Origin of the sequence: Streptomyces sp. NPDC079141, assembly GCF_040686775.1 — a bacterium.
Lineage (GTDB): Bacteria > Actinomycetota > Actinomycetes > Streptomycetales > Streptomycetaceae > Streptomyces.
This window is the reverse complement of the sequence record NZ_JBFBLP010000002.1, coordinates 74554-92441: the sequence shown is the minus strand read 5'-3', so window position 1 is coordinate 92441 and position 17888 is coordinate 74554. Positions and strand designations below refer to the sequence as shown.

The following is a 17888-nucleotide window of genomic DNA, read 5'->3' as shown; positions in this document are numbered from 1 at the left end:
GAGTGGCCGCGGCCCTGTTGGCGAACGTCCTGTACAGCACCGGATTCGTCCTGGAGAAGCGGGCGCTGGCCGCCCTGCCCGAGGTGACGATCCGTCAACCGGCCCGGCTGCTGCGGCTGGTGCTCGGCAGCCCGCTGTGGATCGGCGGTTCGCTGGCGCTCGCGGCCGGGTTCGCGGCCCAGCTCGCCGTGTACCGGACGCTGCCGATCGCCGCCGCCCAGGGCATCTTCGTCTCCGGCCTTGTCCTGCTCGTGCTGCTGTCCGCCCGGCTGCTGGGCGAGGAGACCAGCGGGCGCGAACGGTACGCGCTCGCCGCGATCCTCGCCGCCCTGTTGATGGTGGTGCTGTCGCTGCGCGAGGGTTCGGAGACGGTGAGCCGGGACGCGCCGTATCCGCTGATCCTGCTGGTGTGCGTGCCGTCCCTGGCGGGCGGGGTGTGGCTGTACAACTCCGCCGAACGGCGCACCCGGCACCGGCACCGGCTGCCGACCACGGGCGTGGAGTACGGCGTGGCGGTGGGGCTGCTGTACGGGGTCAGCTCGCTGGCGATCAAGGGCGTGTCGAGCTATCTGACGACCAGCGGCGTGGGCGGTGCGCTGCTCGATCTGCTGCGGTCGCCGTATCCGTATCTGCTGCTGTTCACCGGCGCGTTCGGTCTGGTGATGTCGCAGGCGGCGCTCCAGCGCTGCCGGGCGTCGCTGATCGTGCCGGTGTGCACGACCGTGACCTGTCTGTACACGGCCGTGCTCGGCACGCTCTCGTTCGGCGAGGCGCTGCCGGAGGATCCGCTGCGGCTGACGCTGCGGGTCGCGGGCACGGCGCTCGCCGTCGCCGTACTGCTGTCCATGCCCCGGCACGACCAGCCGGTGCGCACTCAACCCCCTCTCGGGGCCAAGGAGTTGACTCCGCCATGAAGGCCGACGACCCGCTGCTGCAGATTCTGGCGTGCCCGCTGGACAAGGGCCCGCTGCACCTGATCGTCCCGGACGGGCCGGCCGATCCGGGCGAGGCGCTGTACAACCCGCGGCTGCGCCGCCGCTATCCGGTCGTCGACGGCATCCCGCAGCTGCTGCCGTCCTCCGGGGAGCAGGTCTCGGACGACGAGCACGAGGCGCTCCTCAAGCGGATGGCCCCATGACCACGCTCGCCGCCCGAGTGTCCCCGCTCCTGCCCGTCCGGCTGGTCGCCGCGACCGCCCGGGCCGTCTACCCGCGCTTCGAGCCCGAGCTGGCCCGGCTCGCCGACCTCTGTCCGCCCGAGTGCGGCACGGCGGTGGACGTCGGCGGCTGGTACGGCCCCTGGACGCACCGGCTGGCCGGACGGGCCCGGCAGGTGGTGACCGTCGAGCCGGTGCCCCGGCTGGCCCGGCTGCTGGCCTCGGGGACCCCGCCCAATGTGCGCGTGATCCAGGCCGCCGCCTCCGACCGTCCCGGCACCGCCCGGCTGTGGCTGCCCTCCGGCGACGAGGGCGACCGCGGTGTGTCCTCCCTGGTCCGCCGGGACATCCACGGCCACACGCTCGACGTCCCCTGCGTCACCCTCGACGACCTGGCGCTGCGGAACGTCGGCTTCATCAAGATCGACGTGGACGGCAGCGAGCCCGCGGTACTGCGCGGCGCGACCGGGCTCCTCGCTCGCGACCGCCCGGCGCTCTTCGTCGAGCTGGAGTCCCGTATCCAGCCGATCGCGCCCGTGGTGACGTATCTGTCGCTGCTGGGCTACGACGGCTGGGTGCTGCCCGGCACGTCCTGGGTGCCGCTGGCGTCCTTCCCGCTGGAGGCCCACCAGGCGGCGGTCTCGCACGTCGTCTCGCAGGGCCTGCTGCGCCGGGTGCTGCCGTTCCGCGGGCCCCGGTATGTGAACTCCGTGCTGTTCCTCCCGGACGGACGGCTGCCGGGCGGGCCGGTGCGCGACGATGGGTCCCATGCCCTCCGCTAGCCCCTTCACCCCGCTCCACTTCCAGCTGGTGCTGCTGCGCCGCATGGCCGACCACAATCCGGACCTGGTGGAGGACGCCCGCCGTGAACTGGGCGTGTCCATCGCCGACATGCGCGAGGCGAACAAGCGGTGGCAGGCGATGGTGCGCTCTCCCCGGTCCCGCGCGGCCGCGTCCCGGTACCGGTCCGTGCTGGGCGCGCCCGAGTCGGTGATCAGGCGCAAGGTCGGTGATCTGGAGTGCGAGGCGTGGCTGTGGCCGGTCCCGCTCTGGCCCACCCTGCGCTTCGAGGTGCTGCTCGCCCCGAACGGCGCGGTGTGGAACGAGTGGCTGGTGCGGGCGCCGGACGCCGCCGGCCCTGCTCTTCGTACGGTGGAGGACCTCGTCCCCTGGTCCTGCACGGTCGACGAGGCGGCCCGTGCGTTCGCCCCCGCCCGCCCCCTGGAGGGCTCGGCCCCCACCCGCTGGGGCCTGGCGTTCACGGCCCCGGACCGGGAGGGCGTACGGCACCCGTGCACGGCCGAGTTCACCTGGGGACTGTTGCAGCGGGTGCGGCAGGCCGGGTGAGTGATCGACGGCGGCCCCCGCGCGGACGTATTCGATCACCCCTGGCCCTCATCCGCTCCGAACCCGTCCCGGTGATCGGACATTGCCGGTCATCCGGCGGACTGCGCTGCCCAGGGCCCTACGGTCCGGAGGTGAGTTCCGCATCCGCCGGGTCCCGACCCGCCCTTCTGGAGGCGTCCCGATGACCGAGATGACCGCGCACACGGACCATGCCCGTCGGACCGTGCCCGTCGAACGGCTGAAGCTGGGCGATCACGCCTGTATGAGCCTGCCCGAGGGCGAGTCGCCGTGGAAGGTCTTCACCGCGTACACCCGGACCAGCCTGGCCCGCCGGGAGAAGGTCCTGCTCGTGATGACCCCGGACGACATGAGCGACGACGACGTGGTCGCCTTCCTGGACGAGGGCAGCGGTCAGGCGGCCGAGGCCCGGGACAGCGGGCAGCTCTCCCTCAAACGCACCACGGAGGTGTACGTCCCCGACGGCAGCTTCCGCAAGGAGCGCACCGTCGAGCTGTACACCGACGAGGTCAACAGCGCCTACCGCGAGGGCTGGGCGGCGCTGCGGCTGACGTCCGACATGAGCTGGGCGCACACGATCGGGCTCGACCACGAACGGCTGCTGGACTACGAGGCGTCCGTGGCACCGCTGTTCGCGGATCCGCTGTTCACCGCGATCTGCTGGTACGAGCGGCAGCGCTTCGGCGACGACCTGATCGACGGCATGTGCAAGGTCCATCCGCTGCGGGTCATGGAGAGCCTCGACTCGCTGGAGGTCACCACGACACCGGACGGCGGCCGGATCACCGGCACCGCGGAACTCGACACCCGTACCGAGTTCGTCGAGGCCCTGCGGGAGGCGCTGAGCCGCCGGGACGCCGCCGCCGGGCCCACCCGGTTCGTCCTCGACCTGAGGGACCTGTGCTTCATGGAGGCGCACTGCGCGTGGCAGCTGGTGAGCCTGGCCCGCTCGCTTCCGCACGGCAGTGAAGTCACGGTGCGCTGCTCGGAGCTGTTGGCGGTGGTGCTGCGGCAGCTCGGCGCCGACGAGGTGCCGCAGCTGGTGCTGAGCGTCGAGGAAGACGAGGTGGCGGTATGAGCGGGGAGCTGCTGCTGCACAGGGAGTTCGGGCGCGCCGACCTGCCGCTGGTGCGCAGCCTGATCGCCGGGGGCGCGATCCGGGCGGGGCTCGCGGGGACGGCGAACGGGGCGTTCGTGCAGGCGGCGATGGAGGTCGCCACGAACGCGGTGGTGCACGGCGGAGGCGGCGGCACGGTCGAGCTGCGGCTCGTCGAGGGCGAGTTGCGGTGCGCGGTCACGGACACGGGGCCGGGCCTGCCGGAGCGCACGTCCGCCGCGGAGGGGCACGGGCTGCGGCTGGCCAAGGCGCTGACCGGCCGACTCGAACTGCACAGCGGCCCGGGTGTGCGGGGGACGACGGCGGCGCTGGCGGTGCGGGTCGACTGAGGTTGCGCCTCAGGGTGGCAGCTGCCTGCTGAACCACACCGCCACCTGGCTCCGCCTGCCGAACCCCAGCTTGACGAGGATCCGCTCGACATGCCCCTCGGCGGTGCGCCGGGAGATGACCAGGGCGTCGGCGATCTGCTGGTTGGTGCGGCCCTGCGCGACCAGCTCGGCGACTTGGAGCTCGCGGGGTGTCAGCTCCGGCGCGGCGGCGTCGGCGGGGGCTGCCGCCGCCGGCTTCCGCTCCTCTCCCAGGGCGTAGGCGAGAACCTCGTCCAGGGAGAGGGCGCCGCCCCGCCGGTGTGCGCGTTCGTAGGCGGCGTCGCCCAGCAGCCGGCGCGCGTGGCGTTCGGCGATCCGGTGCCGTCCGGGGCCGCGCGGCTCCACCGGGTTGCCGCCGATGGCACCCCAGATCCGGTCGACGGCCCCCCGCAGCACCCCCGCCCGCTCGGCATCCCCCGCGAGCGCCTCCGCGGCGGCCAGCACATCGAGGGTCCGGGCGAGGCTCTGGTGCTGATGGACGGTGTACGGCAGCCGGAGGCAGGCGCGCGCCTGCTCGGCGGCGCTGTCGTACTCGGCCGCCGACCAGTGCGCCAGCGCGAGTGTGCGCAACGCCCAGGACCGCACCCACTGTTCACCGTGCTCCTCGCACAGCGCTATCGCCTCCCGGCACAGCGGCACCGCCTCCTTCGGCCGGCCCCGGCAGACGAGGGTGCAGGCCAGTTCGACCCGGGTGAGGACCGTGAAGCTGACCGTCGAGGAGAGGGCCTTGCCCGGGCCGAGGCTCCCCACGGGGGCGGGGACCGGCGGCTCCTCCTCCGAGGCCGCGGCCGAGGCCGTACGGTCCGGGTCGATGCCCGCGAGGACGGCCGCCGAGCGGGTGTGGACCAGCGACGTCAGCGCACCGCCCCACAGCGCCCTGGTCAGCGCCTTGTCCGGCTGTGCCCCGGCGCGCAGCGCCCCGTCCATCCAGTGCCGCCCCTGGCCCCAGGCGCCGCCGGCCACCCAGTGGAACCACAGGGACGCGGCCAGCCGCAGCCCGTGCTGGGCCTCGCCGGGCGTGGTGAGGCAGAAGTCGAGCGCGGCGTGGAGGTTGTCCCGGTCGGTCCGCAGCCGGTCCGTGATCTCCACCTGGCACGGCCCGAACCAGGTCCGTTCGTACTCGGCGGCCAGCCGCGCGAAGTGGTCCCGGTGCCGTCGGCGGGTCACGGTCACCTCGCCGAGCTCCTCCAGCCTCTCCCGCCCGTACTCGCGCAAGGAGACGAGCAGCCGGTAGCGCACCTGCCCGCCGGTCTCCTCCCGGGCGAGCACCGACTTGTCGACGAGTCCGGCGACGGCGTCGAGGACGGCCGCGGGGTCGATGCCCTCCCCCGCGCACACGGCCTCCGCGGCCGTCAGGTCGAAGCTGCCGACGAACACCGAAAGCCACGCCCACACCAACTGCTCCTGCGGGGTGCACAGTTCGTGGCTCCAGTCGACGGCGGAGCGCAGGGTGCGGTGGCGTGGGGCGGAGGCGGGGCTGCCGCCGGTGAGCAGCCGGTAGCGGTCGTCGAGGCGTTCGATGAGCTGGTCCACGCCGAGCACCCGCACCCGTACGGCCGCAAGTTCGATGGCGAGCGGCAGCCCGTCGAGCCGCCGGCACAGGCGGGCCACGGCCTGCTGGTTGGACTCGCCGACGGTGAAGCCGGGCACCACGGCGGCCGCCCGGTCGGCGAACAGCCGGAGCGCCGGGAACCGTTCGGAGGCGTGGGCGCCCGCGTCGAGCTCGTGCGGGGCGGGCGCGGACAGCGGCGGCACCTCGTAGAGCCGCTCGGCGGCCAGCCCGAGCCGGTGCCGGCTGGTGGCGAGGATCCGCACGCCTTCGGTGGCCGACAGCACGGCGGCCGCGACCAGGGCGCAACTGCGCGGCAGATGCTCGCAGTTGTCGAGCACGATGAGGGCCTGCCGGTCCCGCAGGTGCTCGACGATCACCTCCAGCGGCGGCCGCAGGTCCTCGGTGTGCACCCCGAGCGCGTCGATCACGGCGTGCGGCACGAACGCCTCGTCGGTGAGCGCGGCCAGCGGCACCAGCCACACCCCGTCGGGGTAGGTGCGCGCGACCCGCCGCGCCACATGCGCGGCGAGCCGAGTCTTGCCGACGCCGCCGGGCCCGGTCAGCGTCAGCAGCCTGCCCTCGGACAGCAGCCGTCTGACGGCCGCCGACTCGTCCCGCCGCCCCACGAAGCTGGTCAGCTCCGCGGGGAAGCCGGACACACGCCGCGACCCCGATCCGCCCACGACCAGTCACGCCCTCTGTAGTGGTCCCCGCACGTGCTGTTGTTCCCCGCAGGGTAGGCACCGCGTGACCACGGCAGGCCGGGTTCCCCGATTTCCCGCCTCTACGGGTGACCTTGGCTTGCGCCCGCGGCGGCGAGCACCGCCTCGACCACGCGGGGCACCGACCCGGGGTGCAGCTGGAGGAACAGATTCGGCTCGACCAGCTCCAGCTCCATCACCTGCGGCTGGCCGTCCTCCCCGTCGACGAGGTCCACCCGCGCGTACAGCACCTCGGCCGCGTCCGGTACGGCGGCCAGGGCGCGCTCGGCGACGGCGAGCTCGGCCGGGGTCGGCGTCCACGGCTCCAGGCCCGGGTGGGCGACCTTGTCGGCGTCGAAGGCCGTACCGGGAGCGAGGACGGCCTGCTTGCGGCTGGCGTGCAGCAGCCGCCCGCCGAAGAACTGCAGCGCCCGCTCCCCCTGGCTGTCGATGCTGCGCACATAGGGCTGCACCATCGCGGTGAACCCTTCCTCGTGCAGCCGCGCGAGATGCGCCACGGCGGTGTCGTGCCGGTCGGGCGTGTAGCGGGCGGCGTACCGCGCACCCGCCCCCGAGGTCGGCTTGACGACGTACTCGCGGTCGCCCGGCAGGTCGGCCTCCTCCCCCGGCGCAACGTACAGAGTGGGTACGACGGGCACCCCCGCCCGCGCCAGCTCCCCGAGGTACCGCTTGTCGGTGTTCCACCGCACGACCTCGGCCGGATTGGCGAGCCGGGTCACCGAGCCGCACTTCTCCACCCACGCCAAGAACTCGGCCGTGCGCCAGCTGTAGTCCCAGGTCGACCGGATCAGCGCGAGGTCGTATCCCGCCCAGTCGACAGCGGCGTCGTCCCAGTGCACGACGTCCACCTCGGCCCCGGCGGCCGTCAGCGCCTCCCGCAGCACGGGCAGATCGCGGTCGAGGCTGGGCTCGGGCCGGGGGTCGTAGGTGACCAGGGCTATTCGGGGCACGGCGGGCTCCAGGGTCGTACGGAAGGCAGATGAAACGGCCACCGCAGGCTAACCGGGGCGCCTGCAACCGCGGCAACCCATTAGCGGACGTGGCGGACCGCACAGCCCGAGCGGCGTCCCGTACGGCAGGATCGTGATCGACGGCTTGTGCCCCAGTGAAGGAGTGCGTCGCGTGTCCTCTCTCTTCCCGGCCCTGGCGGCCGGTCCGGCGGGGCGGGTCGCCCTGCGGTTCGGTGACCGGGCCCTGACGTATGCGGAGCTGGCCGCCGCGACCGGTGCCCTGGCGGCGCGGGTGGCGGGGCGTGGCCGGGTTGCCGTGTGGGCGACGCCGACGCTGGAGACGGCGGTCGCGGTGGTGGCGGCGCTGGAGGCCGGGATCGCCGCCGTACCGCTCAATCCGAAGTCGGGCGAGAAGGAGCTCGGGCACATTCTGGCCGACAGTGCGCCGGGGGTTGTGCTGGCCGCGCCCGGTGACGAACTTCCGGCGGCGCTCGGCGGGTTGGAGCGGCTGGATGTGGATGTGCGGGCGGTTGGGGCGCGGCCGGACGAGCGGGCCGGCGAGGAGGATCCGGCGCTGATCGTCTACACCTCCGGCACCACCGGACCGCCCAAGGGCGCGGTGCTGCCGCGGCGGGCCGTCGCCTGCACCCTGGACGCGCTCGCGGACGCCTGGCAGTGGACCGGCGAGGACGTCCTCGTGCACGGTCTGCCGCTGTTCCATGTGCACGGCCTGGTCCTGGGCATCCTGGGCCCGCTGCGCCGGGGCGGCTCCGTCCGGCATCTGGGCCGGTTCGAGACGGACGGCGTGACGCGCGAGCTGAACGACGGCGCAACCATGGTGTTCGGCGTGCCGACGATGTACCACCGCATCGCCCAGGCCCTGCCCGGGGACCCGGAGCTGGCGAAGGCGCTGACCAAGGCGCGGCTGCTGGTCTCGGGTTCCGCCGCGCTGCCCGTGCACGACCACGAGCGGATCACGGCCGCCACCGGGCAGCGGGTCGTGGAGCGGTACGGGATGACGGAGACGCTGATGAACACCAGCGTCCGGGCCGACGGCGAGCGCCGGGCCGGGACGGTCGGCGTGCCGCTGCCGGGCGTGGAGCTACGGCTGGTGGAGGAGGACGGGACGCCGATCACCGCGTACGACGGGGAGACGGTGGGGGAGATCCAGGTGCGCGGGCCGAACCTGTTCACCGAGTACCTCAACCGGCCCGATGCCACGGCCGCCGCGTTCACGGCGGACGGCTGGTTCCGTACCGGCGACATGGCGGTGCGCGATCCCGACGGGTACGTCCGGATCGTGGGCCGCAAGGCCACCGACCTGATCAAGAGCGGGGGCTACAAGATCGGGGCGGGTGAGATCGAGAACGCGTTGCTGGAGCATCCGGGCGTACGGGAGGCCGCCGTCACCGGGGAGCCGGACGCCGATCTCGGCGAGCGGATCGTCGCCTGGGTGGTGCCCGCCGACCCCCAGTTGCCGCCCACCGCCGAGGAGTTGGCGGACCACGTGGCCCGCCGGCTGGCCCCGCACAAGCGGCCCCGCGTCGTGCACTATCTGGACGCCCTGCCCCGGAACGACATGGGGAAGATCATGAAGCGGGCGCTGAGCCGTGCCTGACCGCCTCTCCGCGCGGGAGATCCTCGCGCTCGTCGCCGACGCCTCCTCGTTCACCGAACTCCCGCACCGGGAGCGGGAGTCCGCGCCGGACGGCCCGCTGGGCTGGCGGGGCTACGACGCCTCGCGGCTGCGGGCCGCCGAGCGCACCGGCGAGGAGGAGTCGGTGGTCTGCGGCACCGCGACCGTCGGCGGCACCCGGGCCGTGCTGATCGCGTTCGAGTTCGGCTTCCTCGGCGGCTCGCTCGGCGAGCGCACCGGCGACCGGCTGGAGGGTGCGTACGAGCATGCGCGGTTGTACCGGCTGCCGGTCGTTCCGCTGATCGCCACGGGCGGCAGCCGGATGCAGGAGGGCATGCTCGCGCTGACCCAACTCCAGCGCGTGGCCCGGCAGTCGGTGCTGACCCGGGAGGCCGGGCTGCCGCAGATCGCGGTGTTGCGGGACCCGACGACCGGCGGCGGCTGGGCCACGCTGGGCGCGGGCGCCGACGCGGTCCTCGCGCTGCCCGGCGCGCAGGTCGGCTTCGCGGGCTCCCGGGTCCGGCCGCCGGACGCGGATCCGGCGGCGTACACGGCTCAGGCGCAGGTCGCGGCGGGCGCGGCCGACGCGGTCGTGGCGCCGGGGAAGCTGCACGAGACGCTGGGCCGGTGGCTGCGGCTGCTGACCTGCGCCTCGGACGCGCCGGCGCCGGTCCCGGCGGCGCTCGGCGCCACGGATCTTCCGGCCACGGGCTGGGACGCGGTACGACGGGCCCGCGCGCCCGAACGGCCCCGCGCCGAGCGCTACTTGGACGCCTACTTCACCGACCGTGTCACCGTCAGCGGGGACCGCTGCGGCGGCACGGACCCGGAGGGCATGCTGTGCGGCTTCGGCGAGCACGAGGGCCGCACCGTCGCCTACGCCGCCCAGACCGGCACGGCGACCCGCCCGGCCGGCTACCGCACGGCCGCGCGGCTGATCCGGCTCGCGGACCGGCTCGGCATCCCGGTGCTGACCCTGGTGGACACCCCGGGCGCGGCCAACGACGCGGAGGCGGAACGCCAGGGCGCGGGCGCCGCGATCGCGGACCTGTTCACCGCGGTGGCCGCCGCGCGCACCCCGGTCACCACGCTGGTGATCGGCGAGGGCGGCTCCGGCGGCGCACTGGCCCTGGCGGCACCCGGCAACACCTGGGCCACGCCGGACAGTTACTTCTCGGTGATCGCCCCGGAACTGGCCGCGGCGATCCTGAAGCGGCCGGCCTCGGAGGTGGAGGCGACGGCGGACCAACTGCGCATCAGACCGCAGGACTTGGCGGAGCTCGGGGTGATCCGGACAGGGGAGCAGATGTTCTGACGGCAGGAAAACCGAAGAAGCGGCGCCGCTCCCCGTCCCAGGGGGCGGCGCCGTCCGCGTTCCGGCGTGCGGAAACCGGGACAGGCCCGGGGACCGTCCGGAACAATGAACACGCTCGGTTCACGGGACGACGGGGGCGTCATGGAAGGCTTGGTCGAGTTCAAGACGGAGGACGGCACCGTGATCGCCGTCGAGGCCGCGGAGGAGGCGTCGGGCTCGCGCCTGGTCTCCCGCGACGGCACGCTGCAGGCCGCCCGCACCTTCGAGAGCGCGCTCGCAGGGGTCCGCTCGGCGGCCGAGGCCGCGCTGCGGACCTTCCGTGACGGAGCGCTCCAACCCGACGGCGTGGAGATCGAGTTCGGTGTGAAGCTGTCGGCCGAGACCGGCGCCATCATCGCCAAGGGAGCGGCCGAGGGCCATCTGACCGTGAAGCTGACCTGGTCCCCGGAGCCCCGCAGCACGCCATGAACCCCACCGAGTGGCAGGCCCGCATCGAGTGCGGCGGCCAGGTCGCCGGCGCGGGTTTCCTGGTGACCCCGACCAAGGTGCTGACCTGCGCCCACGTCGTCGCGGGCAGCGGGCACGGCAGCCCGCTGACCGTGACCTTCCCGCAGCGTCCCGGCGACGCCCCCGTCCCCGCCCAGGTGGTGGTGCACGGCGGCTGGGGCCGGGCCACCGACCCCGGCGACCTGGCCGTACTGGAACTGGACCGGGAGGTCCCCGTCACCCCGGCGGCGCTCGCCCCGGCCGACACCGCGCACGGCGACCGCAAACTCGTCGCCTACGGCTTTCCGCGCGGCTACGACGAGGGCACGCTCGCCGAGTACCGCACCGCGGGACCGGTGCTGATCAGCGGCGAGTGGATCCAGCTGGAGGCGTGGAGCGGGTACGGCCAGCCGCTGGCCGCCGGATTCAGCGGCGCCGCGGTCGCGCTGGTCGACACCGGCGAGGTCGTCGGCATGGTCACCGCGGCGGCCGGCGCCCGCGAGGTGCGCACCGGCCGCATGATGCCGACCCATGTCATGGCCCGCTACTGGCCCGACCTCGGCGGCCTCCTCCCCTCCCCCGGCGCGGCCCACTCGGACGGGGCGCGGCTGCGCGGACTGGTGGAGAAGGCACTCCGGTCGGGCCTGGACTGCGATCCGGTACGGCTCTACGCCGACGCGGCCGGGCCCTTCGACCCGCTGCCGCCGCCGGAGGGCTTCGACTCCCTGTGGTCGGCGGCGTGGTTCGTGCTGTGCGAGGTGGACGACGCGGCCACGGTGACCCGGTTCGCGGACCGGCTGGACGCGCTGCTGCACGCCCCGCCCCGGCCCGCGGCCGGCACGGCACCGGACTGGTCGCCCATCCTCGTCGAACTCGGCCACAGCGGCGCCGGGGACGACCTGGTGCGGGTGGAGGTGTCGGCGTACAGCGGGGGCCGGCGGCATCCGGTCGGCTCGGACACGGTCCCGCAGGGCAGGCTGCCCGCCTATGTGCAGGAGCGGATCGAGGCGGCGTTCTGTCATCTGACGCCCGGCGCCGACGAGTTGATCGCTTTCGCGCTGCCCCGCGACTGGCTCGACTGGCCCGTGGACCGCTGGGACAACGGCCCCGACGACACCACCCCGCTCGGCTGTGTGTACCCGGTGGTCGTCACCGACCACGGACGGCGCAGGGCCGGTACGCGGCATGTGCTGACCCGCGCCTGGCAGCGGCTGGACGCCTCCCGTGCCGGTTCGCGGATGCAGCGCGTCCCGTGCGGCAGCCCGGAGGACGCGCGCAAGCTGCGGCTGAGGCTGCGTCAGGGGCAGGCGTGTGTCGCGGGCTTCGGTGCGGAGCCGGGCTCGGCGCGCGTCCGGCCGCACTTCGAGGCGTCGTTGACCGCGCCCGCACCGGTGATCGTGTGGTCGCGCCGGGGCTGCGCGGCGGCGGACGGCTGCGTGGGCGACTGCTCGGGCACGGCGTTCCTGGACGCGCTCGACGCCCGCTTCCTCGATCTGCCGCCCCTTGAACTTCCCCGCAGCATCCTGGAGTTGCGCGAGGAGGCCGAGGCGGAGGACGAGCACTGGGCGCGGGACATCCAGTTGCTGTGGGACGATCCGCGCTGCTTCACCGACCCGCACGCCACCGCCGTACACGTCCAGTCACCCGTCACCTGACCGCCCACCGGACACCACGGAGAACGCAGCCATGCCGCACTGGTCCGTCTACACCGGCAACAGCGAGCCGCACGACGGTGTCGCCGAGCTGCCCGCTCCGCCGCCGTGGCGGGCGTTCGACGGCGGGCCGGTGGTGCCGCCGCCCGGCGAGGGCGACGACGACGCGGCCGTCTCGCCGGACCGGGTGCACCGCGCCCGCGCCTACGTCGCCACCCCGGAGAGCGTCCAGCTAGTCAACGCGGCCCTGTGTCTGCGCCGCCCGCTGCTGGTCACCGGCCCGCCCGGGGCCGGCAAGTCGTCGCTGGCGTACGCGGTGGCACGGGAGCTGCGCCTGGGGCCCGTGCTCCGCTGGAACATCACCAGCCGCAGCACCCTCGCCGACGGGCTCTACCAGTACGACCCGCTGTCCCGGCTGTACGCGGCGCGCGGAGACGGTGTGTCCGGCGAGGTCGCGGACCATCTGCGGCTGGGCCCGTTGGGCACGGCGCTCCTCCCCCACGACCGTCCGCGCGCCCTGCTCGTCGACGAGCTCGACAAGAGCGACCTGGACCTGCCGAACGACCTGCTGAACGTCCTGGAGGAGGGCCAGTACGAGATCCCGGAACTGGTCCGCGCGGCCCGGCACTCCGCCGACGGCACCGCCGAGGTCCTGGCCGACGGCACCGACAGCCCGGTCACCGTCCGGCGCGGCCGGGTGCGCTGCCGCGCCTTCCCGTTCGTCGTCCTGACCAGCAACGGCGAGCGCGAGTTCCCGCCCGCCTTCCTGCGCCGCTGCGTCCGGCTGAAACTGCACCGGCCCGACCGCGCCCAGCTCACCCGGATCGTCCGCGCCCACCTCGGCGACCCCGACGACCGTACGGAGTCCCTGATCACCGGCTTCCTGGAGCGGGCCGGCGCCGGCGAACTCGCCACCGACCAGCTCCTGAACGCCATCTACCTCACCGGCATCGCGGGCCTGGACGGGGCATCGCGCGAGAAGCTGGCGGAGCAGCTGATGCCGTTCCTGAGCGCGGCGGCGGACGGCGATGGGTTCTGATCCCGGGTCCGTCGCCAGGCTGGCGGCGGTACTGGCCGCCGCCGCGGGGGAGGAGGCCGGTCCCACTCCGCGCGAGATGGCGGAACTGCTGTGGTTCGCGGGGCAGTTGGGGGTGCCGGAGGAGCGGCGTCCGCGTCCCGGCACGACCGGGAAACCCCCCGCTCCCCTTCCCCCCAGCCCGCCACCCCCGCCGGACGCACCGAAGCCTCCCCCGCCTCCCTCGCCACCCCCCACCCGCACCCCCGACGGCCGCATCCCCCTCCACCTCCCGCGCCCCTCCGCCCCGCGCCCCGGCACACCGCTGCTCGCGCCCGCGCCGCCGATGCTGCACCACCCCCTCGCCCTGCAACGCGCCCTGCGCCCCCTCAAACGCAACGTCGCCTCCCCGCACGCCCGCGTCCTGGACGAGCACGCCACCGCCGACCGCATCGCCCGGCTCGACACCGACCCGTCCCTCTGGCTCCCTGTGCTGCGCCCGGCCCCGGAACGCTGGCTGCGCCTCAACCTCGTCCACGACACCGGCCCCACGATGCCCGTGTGGCGGCCCCTGGTGCGCGAACTGCACACCACGCTCGCCCAGTCGGGCATCTTCCGCACGGTCACCCTGCACCCGGCCGGACCCGACGGCCGCGCCCGGCAGGTGCCCGACCTCGCCGACGGCCGTACCGTCACCCTCGTCGTCAGCGACTGCATGGGCCCGCAGTGGCGGCCGGGCGAGGCGGGCGACCGCTGGTACCGCACCCTGCGGCACTGGGCGGCCCGGATGCCGCTGGCCGTCGTACAGCCGCTGCCCGAGCACCTGTGGCACACGACGGCGCTGCCCGCCGAACCGGGCGTGCTGACGGCCCCGGCCGCCGCGGCGCCCGCGGCGGCCCTGTCCTTCGCGCCCTACGCCCCCTTCCCGCCGCCCGCGGCCGCCGTCCCCCTCCCGGTCCTCGAACCGGGCCCGTCCTGGCTCGCCCACTGGGCGGGGCTGCTCTCGGCCCCGGACGGCGGCCGGGCCCCGGGCGCGGTGGCGTGGCTGCCACCGGCTCCCGTCCCGCCGCCCGTCGAACCGGACGTTCCCGACGTGGCTTCCCTGCCACCTCAGGATCTCGTCCTGCGCTTCCGGGCGACCGCGTCCCCGGAGGCGTTCCGGCTCGCCGGGCATCTGGCGCTCGCCGTGCCCGCGCTGCCGGTGATGCGCCTGGTGCAGCGCGCCCTGGAACGCAGTCCCCGGCCCCAGCACCTGGCCGAGATCGTCCTCAGCGGCATGCTGACGGCCGTCCCCGGACCGGCCGGCTCGTACGAGTTCCGGCCGGGGGTACGGGAGTTGCTGCTGCGGTCCCTGCCCCGCACGGCCCGTACCCGGACGCGGGAGTTCCTCGCCCGGGTCGGCGGGCTGATCGACGAGCGGGCGGGGATCGCGGCCGGGGAGTTCCGGGCGGAGGCGGGCGGGGAGGGCGAGGCGTTCGCGACGGTTCGGGCGGAGACGGTGCGCCGGTTGGGAGGTGGGGAGGAAAGGCCTCGGGTGATCGGGCGGCACTACCGGCTGGTCGAGCGGCGGGGGGCGGGCCGGCGGATGTGGGAGGCGGTCGACACCCGCACCGACGGGCGCGTACTCGTGCAGCTGTATCCACGGCAGCCGTTTCCCGCCGAACGGTTCCTGCGGGAGGCACAGGAACTCATGAACCTGGACCATCCGAACCTGGTCCGGGTGCTGGACTTCGGCGTCGAGCGCGAACAGCCTTATCTGATCACGGAGTTCGTGGACGGCCTGACCGTGAGCGAGCTGGTGCAGGGCAGCGGGCCGGGGGTGTCCTTCAGCGTGTTCGCACGGCTGGCCCGTGACGTCGTACCGGCGCTGGACGCCCTGCATGCGCGCGGCCTGGTGCGCGGCCAGGCGGGCTCGAACGGACTGCTGCTGCGGCCGGACGGCTCGGCGATGATCAGCAGGTTCGCACTGGGCGAGGAGTCCCGGGGACAGGACCTGGAGTCGGACTTCCTCGAACTCGACCAGCTCTTCTTCCAGTTGTCCGTGATCGCCAGAGCCACCGCCCCACCGCCGCACCGCACCCTGCTCGCCCGGATCGCGGACGGCGGCGTACGACGGCCCGCCCGGACCGCGGCGGCGCAGCTGGCATCGACCACCTGGCCCGGCCCGCGCTACAGGCTGCTCGGCCCGCCCCGGATCGAGGTGGGCAACCCCCGGCTGTTCGCGCCCTCGCCCGAGGCCCGCGCGATGCTGTGCATGCTGCTCCTCATGCGCGGCCGCCGCATCGCCAACTCCACGCTGGCGCAAGGCCTGTGGGAGAACCCGCCCCCCAACCCCGAGGCGACCGAGCGGATCGCCGAGCTGGCCGCGGACCTACGACGCCACCTGGGCCCGGGCACGCTCGCCGCCCTCGCCGACGGCTACGCGCTGTACGCGGCGGACTCCTACATCGACGTGGTCGCGGTCGAGGACCTCCTCGAACGACACACCTCCCCGCACAACGCGCTGGCCTACCGAGCCGATCTCCAGGGTGCTCTGAGCCTCTGGTACGGCGACCCCCTCGACGGCGTCCCCGGCCCGGCCGCGAAGCTGGCCCGCGCCCGCCTTCGCGCCCTGCACCAAAGGGTCTGCGTCGCCCGCGCCGAACTCGACCTGGACCTGGAGGACTTCGCGCAGGCGGCGGCCGATCTGACCACGCTCCTCGCGGACCACCCGGACAACGGGGAGTTCCGCCGGCTGCACATGCTGGCCCTCAGGGGCCTGGGCCGGATCTCCGAGGCCATGGACTCGTACGAGGCCTACGAGGCGATCCACAACCGCCAGTACGCGGACCCGATCGATCCCGCCCTCCAACTGCTCTACCGCGAACTGCGGGACGCGCCGCAGCAGGACCGGCCGGCCATCATGTTCCGGACCATCGACCTGAGCGGGTCCGCGGAGCGTGAGGCCCTCGGTCGGGCGGTGACCCGGCTGCTGTCACGCGGAGGGCTCGCCCTGGACGAGTACGAACTGAACGCCCGTGACAACGGCTACCTCGTCGTCACCGAGCCCGGCGCCCGGCTCCTGCCCGTCCTGGTCGCCGTCCTGCGCGGGCTGCCCGAGGCGCTGGCACTCCCGGAGCCGTTGCGCCCCCTCCGGCTCCTGGTGACCTTCTGGCCCACCCAGACGGACGTGCCACCGGACTTGCGGTCCGCGCTTGACCGTTCGGCGGACGGGTCCGTCGTGGTCATTCACGACAGCCTGTACGAGAAGTTCGTGGAGAGCTCGGCCGCCGGTTCCTACAGGTTCTGGCCGCTGTCACTGGACGAGGAGGTCGCCTGGTACCACGCCCTGTCCGGCGAGGACGGGCCATCGGCCCGCGACCTGGTGCGCGGACCGTTCACCACGGACGACCTCTCACGGCTCGGCCCTCCGGCCCCGGGCACGGCCGTCGTGCACACCCGGCCCGACGGCCCGCTGACGCTCCTCGACCCGGACGGATCGCACGGAGACCGCCCCCCGGGGCCCATCACCTTCTTCGACGTCAACCTGTCCACACAGCAGTACCACTCCACGGTGGCCCTGCCGAGTTCCCGCGGCGGCACCTTCGCCGCGGCCGTCGAGATCTCCTGGTACGTCGACGACCCGGTCGCCTTCGTCCTCGGCCGGAGCACGGACATCCCCCAACGCCTCCTCGACCACTTCCTCGACCGGGCGGCCCGCATCACCCGCCGCCACCCCGCGGTCCGGGCGGGCGCCGCCCAGCGCGAACTACGAACCGCCGTACGCGAATGGCCCGTCCCCGGGCTCTCGGTCACGTACTCGGTGAGCCTGAACCAGCCGCCCCTCCCTGACCGGCCCTCCTCCCCCCACCGCACCCTCGCCGACCTCCTCCGCCCCGCCGAATCCGTCCTCATCGCCTTCGAGGGCCCGTTCGTCCGCCTGTTCCCGCCCCAGGCCGCCCGCACCGCCACCCTCGATCTGCTCTCCCTGGCCATCGAGCACCGCGACCCCGCGGAGACCCTGGCCGGTCGTCCCTTCCCCGACGCGGGCAACGAGCTGCACCCGTTGGGCGTGCTGCGCGCCTTCGCCGACCACCCCCTCGGCCCGCTGCTCCGGGACCGCCTCGACGAGCTCGAACTGGGCGCGCTCGCCGGCTCGACCCCGACCCGCCACTCGGCCGCCCTGGTCCGCGCCCTGTACCAGGCGGGCCGTCGCGTGCGGGTGGTGACGGACTGTTCCGAGGCGGTCGTGCACGCACACCTGGGGAGCCGTTCACTTCCGGTGTCGGGGGTGTACGGCCGCGCCGAGGACCTGCGCCTGCTGATGCCCAACGCCGACTGCCTGCTGCGCGCCCTGCACTCGCCGGCGCTCCCGGCCCCCACGGGTCTGCTGATCGGCTCCTCGGTCGCGGAACTCGAAGCCGCCCAGAGCCTCGGCCTGGGCTTCATCGGCTACGCCCCCACCCCCGAAGCCGACCGCCGCCTCCGCGAGGCCGGCTGCGAGACCACCGTCTCTTCCCTCGAACCCCTGGTCGAAGCCGCCCGCACTCTCTGAAACTTATCTCTCCTTTACTT

General features: G+C 74.2%; 14 protein-coding genes. 12 read left to right on the top strand and 2 right to left on the bottom strand.

Annotated features, from left to right (window positions below; all coding sequences use genetic code 11):
• The first annotated feature begins 2 nt into the window (after window positions 1–2).
• The 6 genes from AB0Q90_RS05515 to AB0Q90_RS05490 all read left to right on the top strand — a co-directional run bounded on the left by AB0Q90_RS05515 (window position 3) and on the right by AB0Q90_RS05490 (window position 3967).
• Window positions 3–914 carry a hypothetical protein gene (locus tag AB0Q90_RS05515; RefSeq protein ID WP_363159782.1) on the top strand — a complete coding sequence of 304 codons (912 nt, stop codon included), beginning with the start codon at window positions 3–5 and terminating at the stop codon, window positions 912–914.
• Window positions 911–1138 (top strand): Trm112 family protein, encoded by a 228-nt coding sequence (locus AB0Q90_RS05510; RefSeq protein ID WP_363159712.1) that lies wholly within the window; start codon window positions 911–913, stop codon window positions 1136–1138. The genes AB0Q90_RS05515 and AB0Q90_RS05510 overlap by 4 nt, the downstream gene beginning before the upstream one ends.
• Complete coding sequence (locus tag AB0Q90_RS05505; RefSeq protein WP_363159713.1) at window positions 1135–1938, top strand: FkbM family methyltransferase; 804 nt, start codon at window positions 1135–1137, stop codon at window positions 1936–1938. The genes AB0Q90_RS05510 and AB0Q90_RS05505 overlap by 4 nt, the downstream gene beginning before the upstream one ends.
• Window positions 1916–2503: a hypothetical protein gene (locus AB0Q90_RS05500; protein ID WP_363159714.1), complete on the top strand. Its 588-nt coding sequence runs from the start codon at window positions 1916–1918 to the stop codon at window positions 2501–2503. The genes AB0Q90_RS05505 and AB0Q90_RS05500 overlap by 23 nt, the downstream gene beginning before the upstream one ends.
• A gap of 181 nt (window positions 2504–2684) precedes the next feature.
• Complete coding sequence (locus AB0Q90_RS05495; protein WP_363159715.1) at window positions 2685–3599, top strand: MEDS domain-containing protein; 915 nt, start codon at window positions 2685–2687, stop codon at window positions 3597–3599.
• Entirely contained in the window at window positions 3596–3967 is a 372-nt protein-coding gene (locus AB0Q90_RS05490; protein WP_363159716.1) for an ATP-binding protein, read from the top strand. Before AB0Q90_RS05495 ends, AB0Q90_RS05490 begins: the two co-directional genes overlap by 4 nt.
• A gap of 9 nt (window positions 3968–3976) precedes the next feature.
• Here AB0Q90_RS05490 and AB0Q90_RS05485 read toward each other — a convergent pair whose 3' ends face one another.
• Together AB0Q90_RS05485 and AB0Q90_RS05480 are read right to left on the bottom strand one after the other, a co-directional pair.
• Window positions 3977–6217 carry a LuxR C-terminal-related transcriptional regulator gene (locus AB0Q90_RS05485; RefSeq protein WP_363159717.1) on the bottom strand — a complete coding sequence of 747 codons (2241 nt, stop codon included), beginning with the start codon at window positions 6215–6217 and terminating at the stop codon, window positions 3977–3979.
• A gap of 125 nt (window positions 6218–6342) precedes the next feature.
• Entirely contained in the window at window positions 6343–7230 is an 888-nt protein-coding gene (locus AB0Q90_RS05480; protein ID WP_363159783.1) for a hypothetical protein, read from the bottom strand.
• 172 nt (window positions 7231–7402) lie between these two features.
• Between AB0Q90_RS05480 and AB0Q90_RS05475 the strand changes: the two genes are divergently transcribed.
• From AB0Q90_RS05475 to AB0Q90_RS05450, 6 genes are all read left to right on the top strand, one after another.
• A complete protein-coding gene (locus tag AB0Q90_RS05475) occupies window positions 7403–8848 on the top strand; it encodes an acyl-CoA synthetase (RefSeq protein ID WP_363159718.1) in 1446 nt (481 codons plus the stop codon).
• Window positions 8841–10181 carry a carboxyl transferase domain-containing protein gene (locus tag AB0Q90_RS05470; protein ID WP_363159719.1) on the top strand — a complete coding sequence of 447 codons (1341 nt, stop codon included), beginning with the start codon at window positions 8841–8843 and terminating at the stop codon, window positions 10179–10181. The genes AB0Q90_RS05475 and AB0Q90_RS05470 overlap by 8 nt, the downstream gene beginning before the upstream one ends.
• A 141-nt stretch (window positions 10182–10322) precedes the next feature.
• Window positions 10323–10649, top strand: coding sequence for a CU044_2847 family protein (locus AB0Q90_RS05465; RefSeq protein ID WP_363159720.1), 327 nt, complete (start codon window positions 10323–10325; stop codon window positions 10647–10649).
• A complete protein-coding gene (locus AB0Q90_RS05460; RefSeq protein WP_363159721.1) occupies window positions 10646–12322 on the top strand; it encodes a trypsin-like peptidase domain-containing protein in 1677 nt (558 codons plus the stop codon). The genes AB0Q90_RS05465 and AB0Q90_RS05460 overlap by 4 nt, the downstream gene beginning before the upstream one ends.
• Window positions 12323–12353: 31 nt before the next feature.
• On the top strand, window positions 12354–13358 hold the full coding sequence (locus AB0Q90_RS05455) for a MoxR family ATPase (protein ID WP_363159722.1): 1005 nt from the start codon (window positions 12354–12356) through the stop codon (window positions 13356–13358).
• Window positions 13348–17868, top strand: coding sequence for an SAV_2336 N-terminal domain-related protein (locus AB0Q90_RS05450; RefSeq protein ID WP_363159723.1), 4521 nt, complete (start codon window positions 13348–13350; stop codon window positions 17866–17868). Before AB0Q90_RS05455 ends, AB0Q90_RS05450 begins: the two co-directional genes overlap by 11 nt.
• The last annotated feature ends 20 nt before the right edge of the window (window positions 17869–17888 follow it).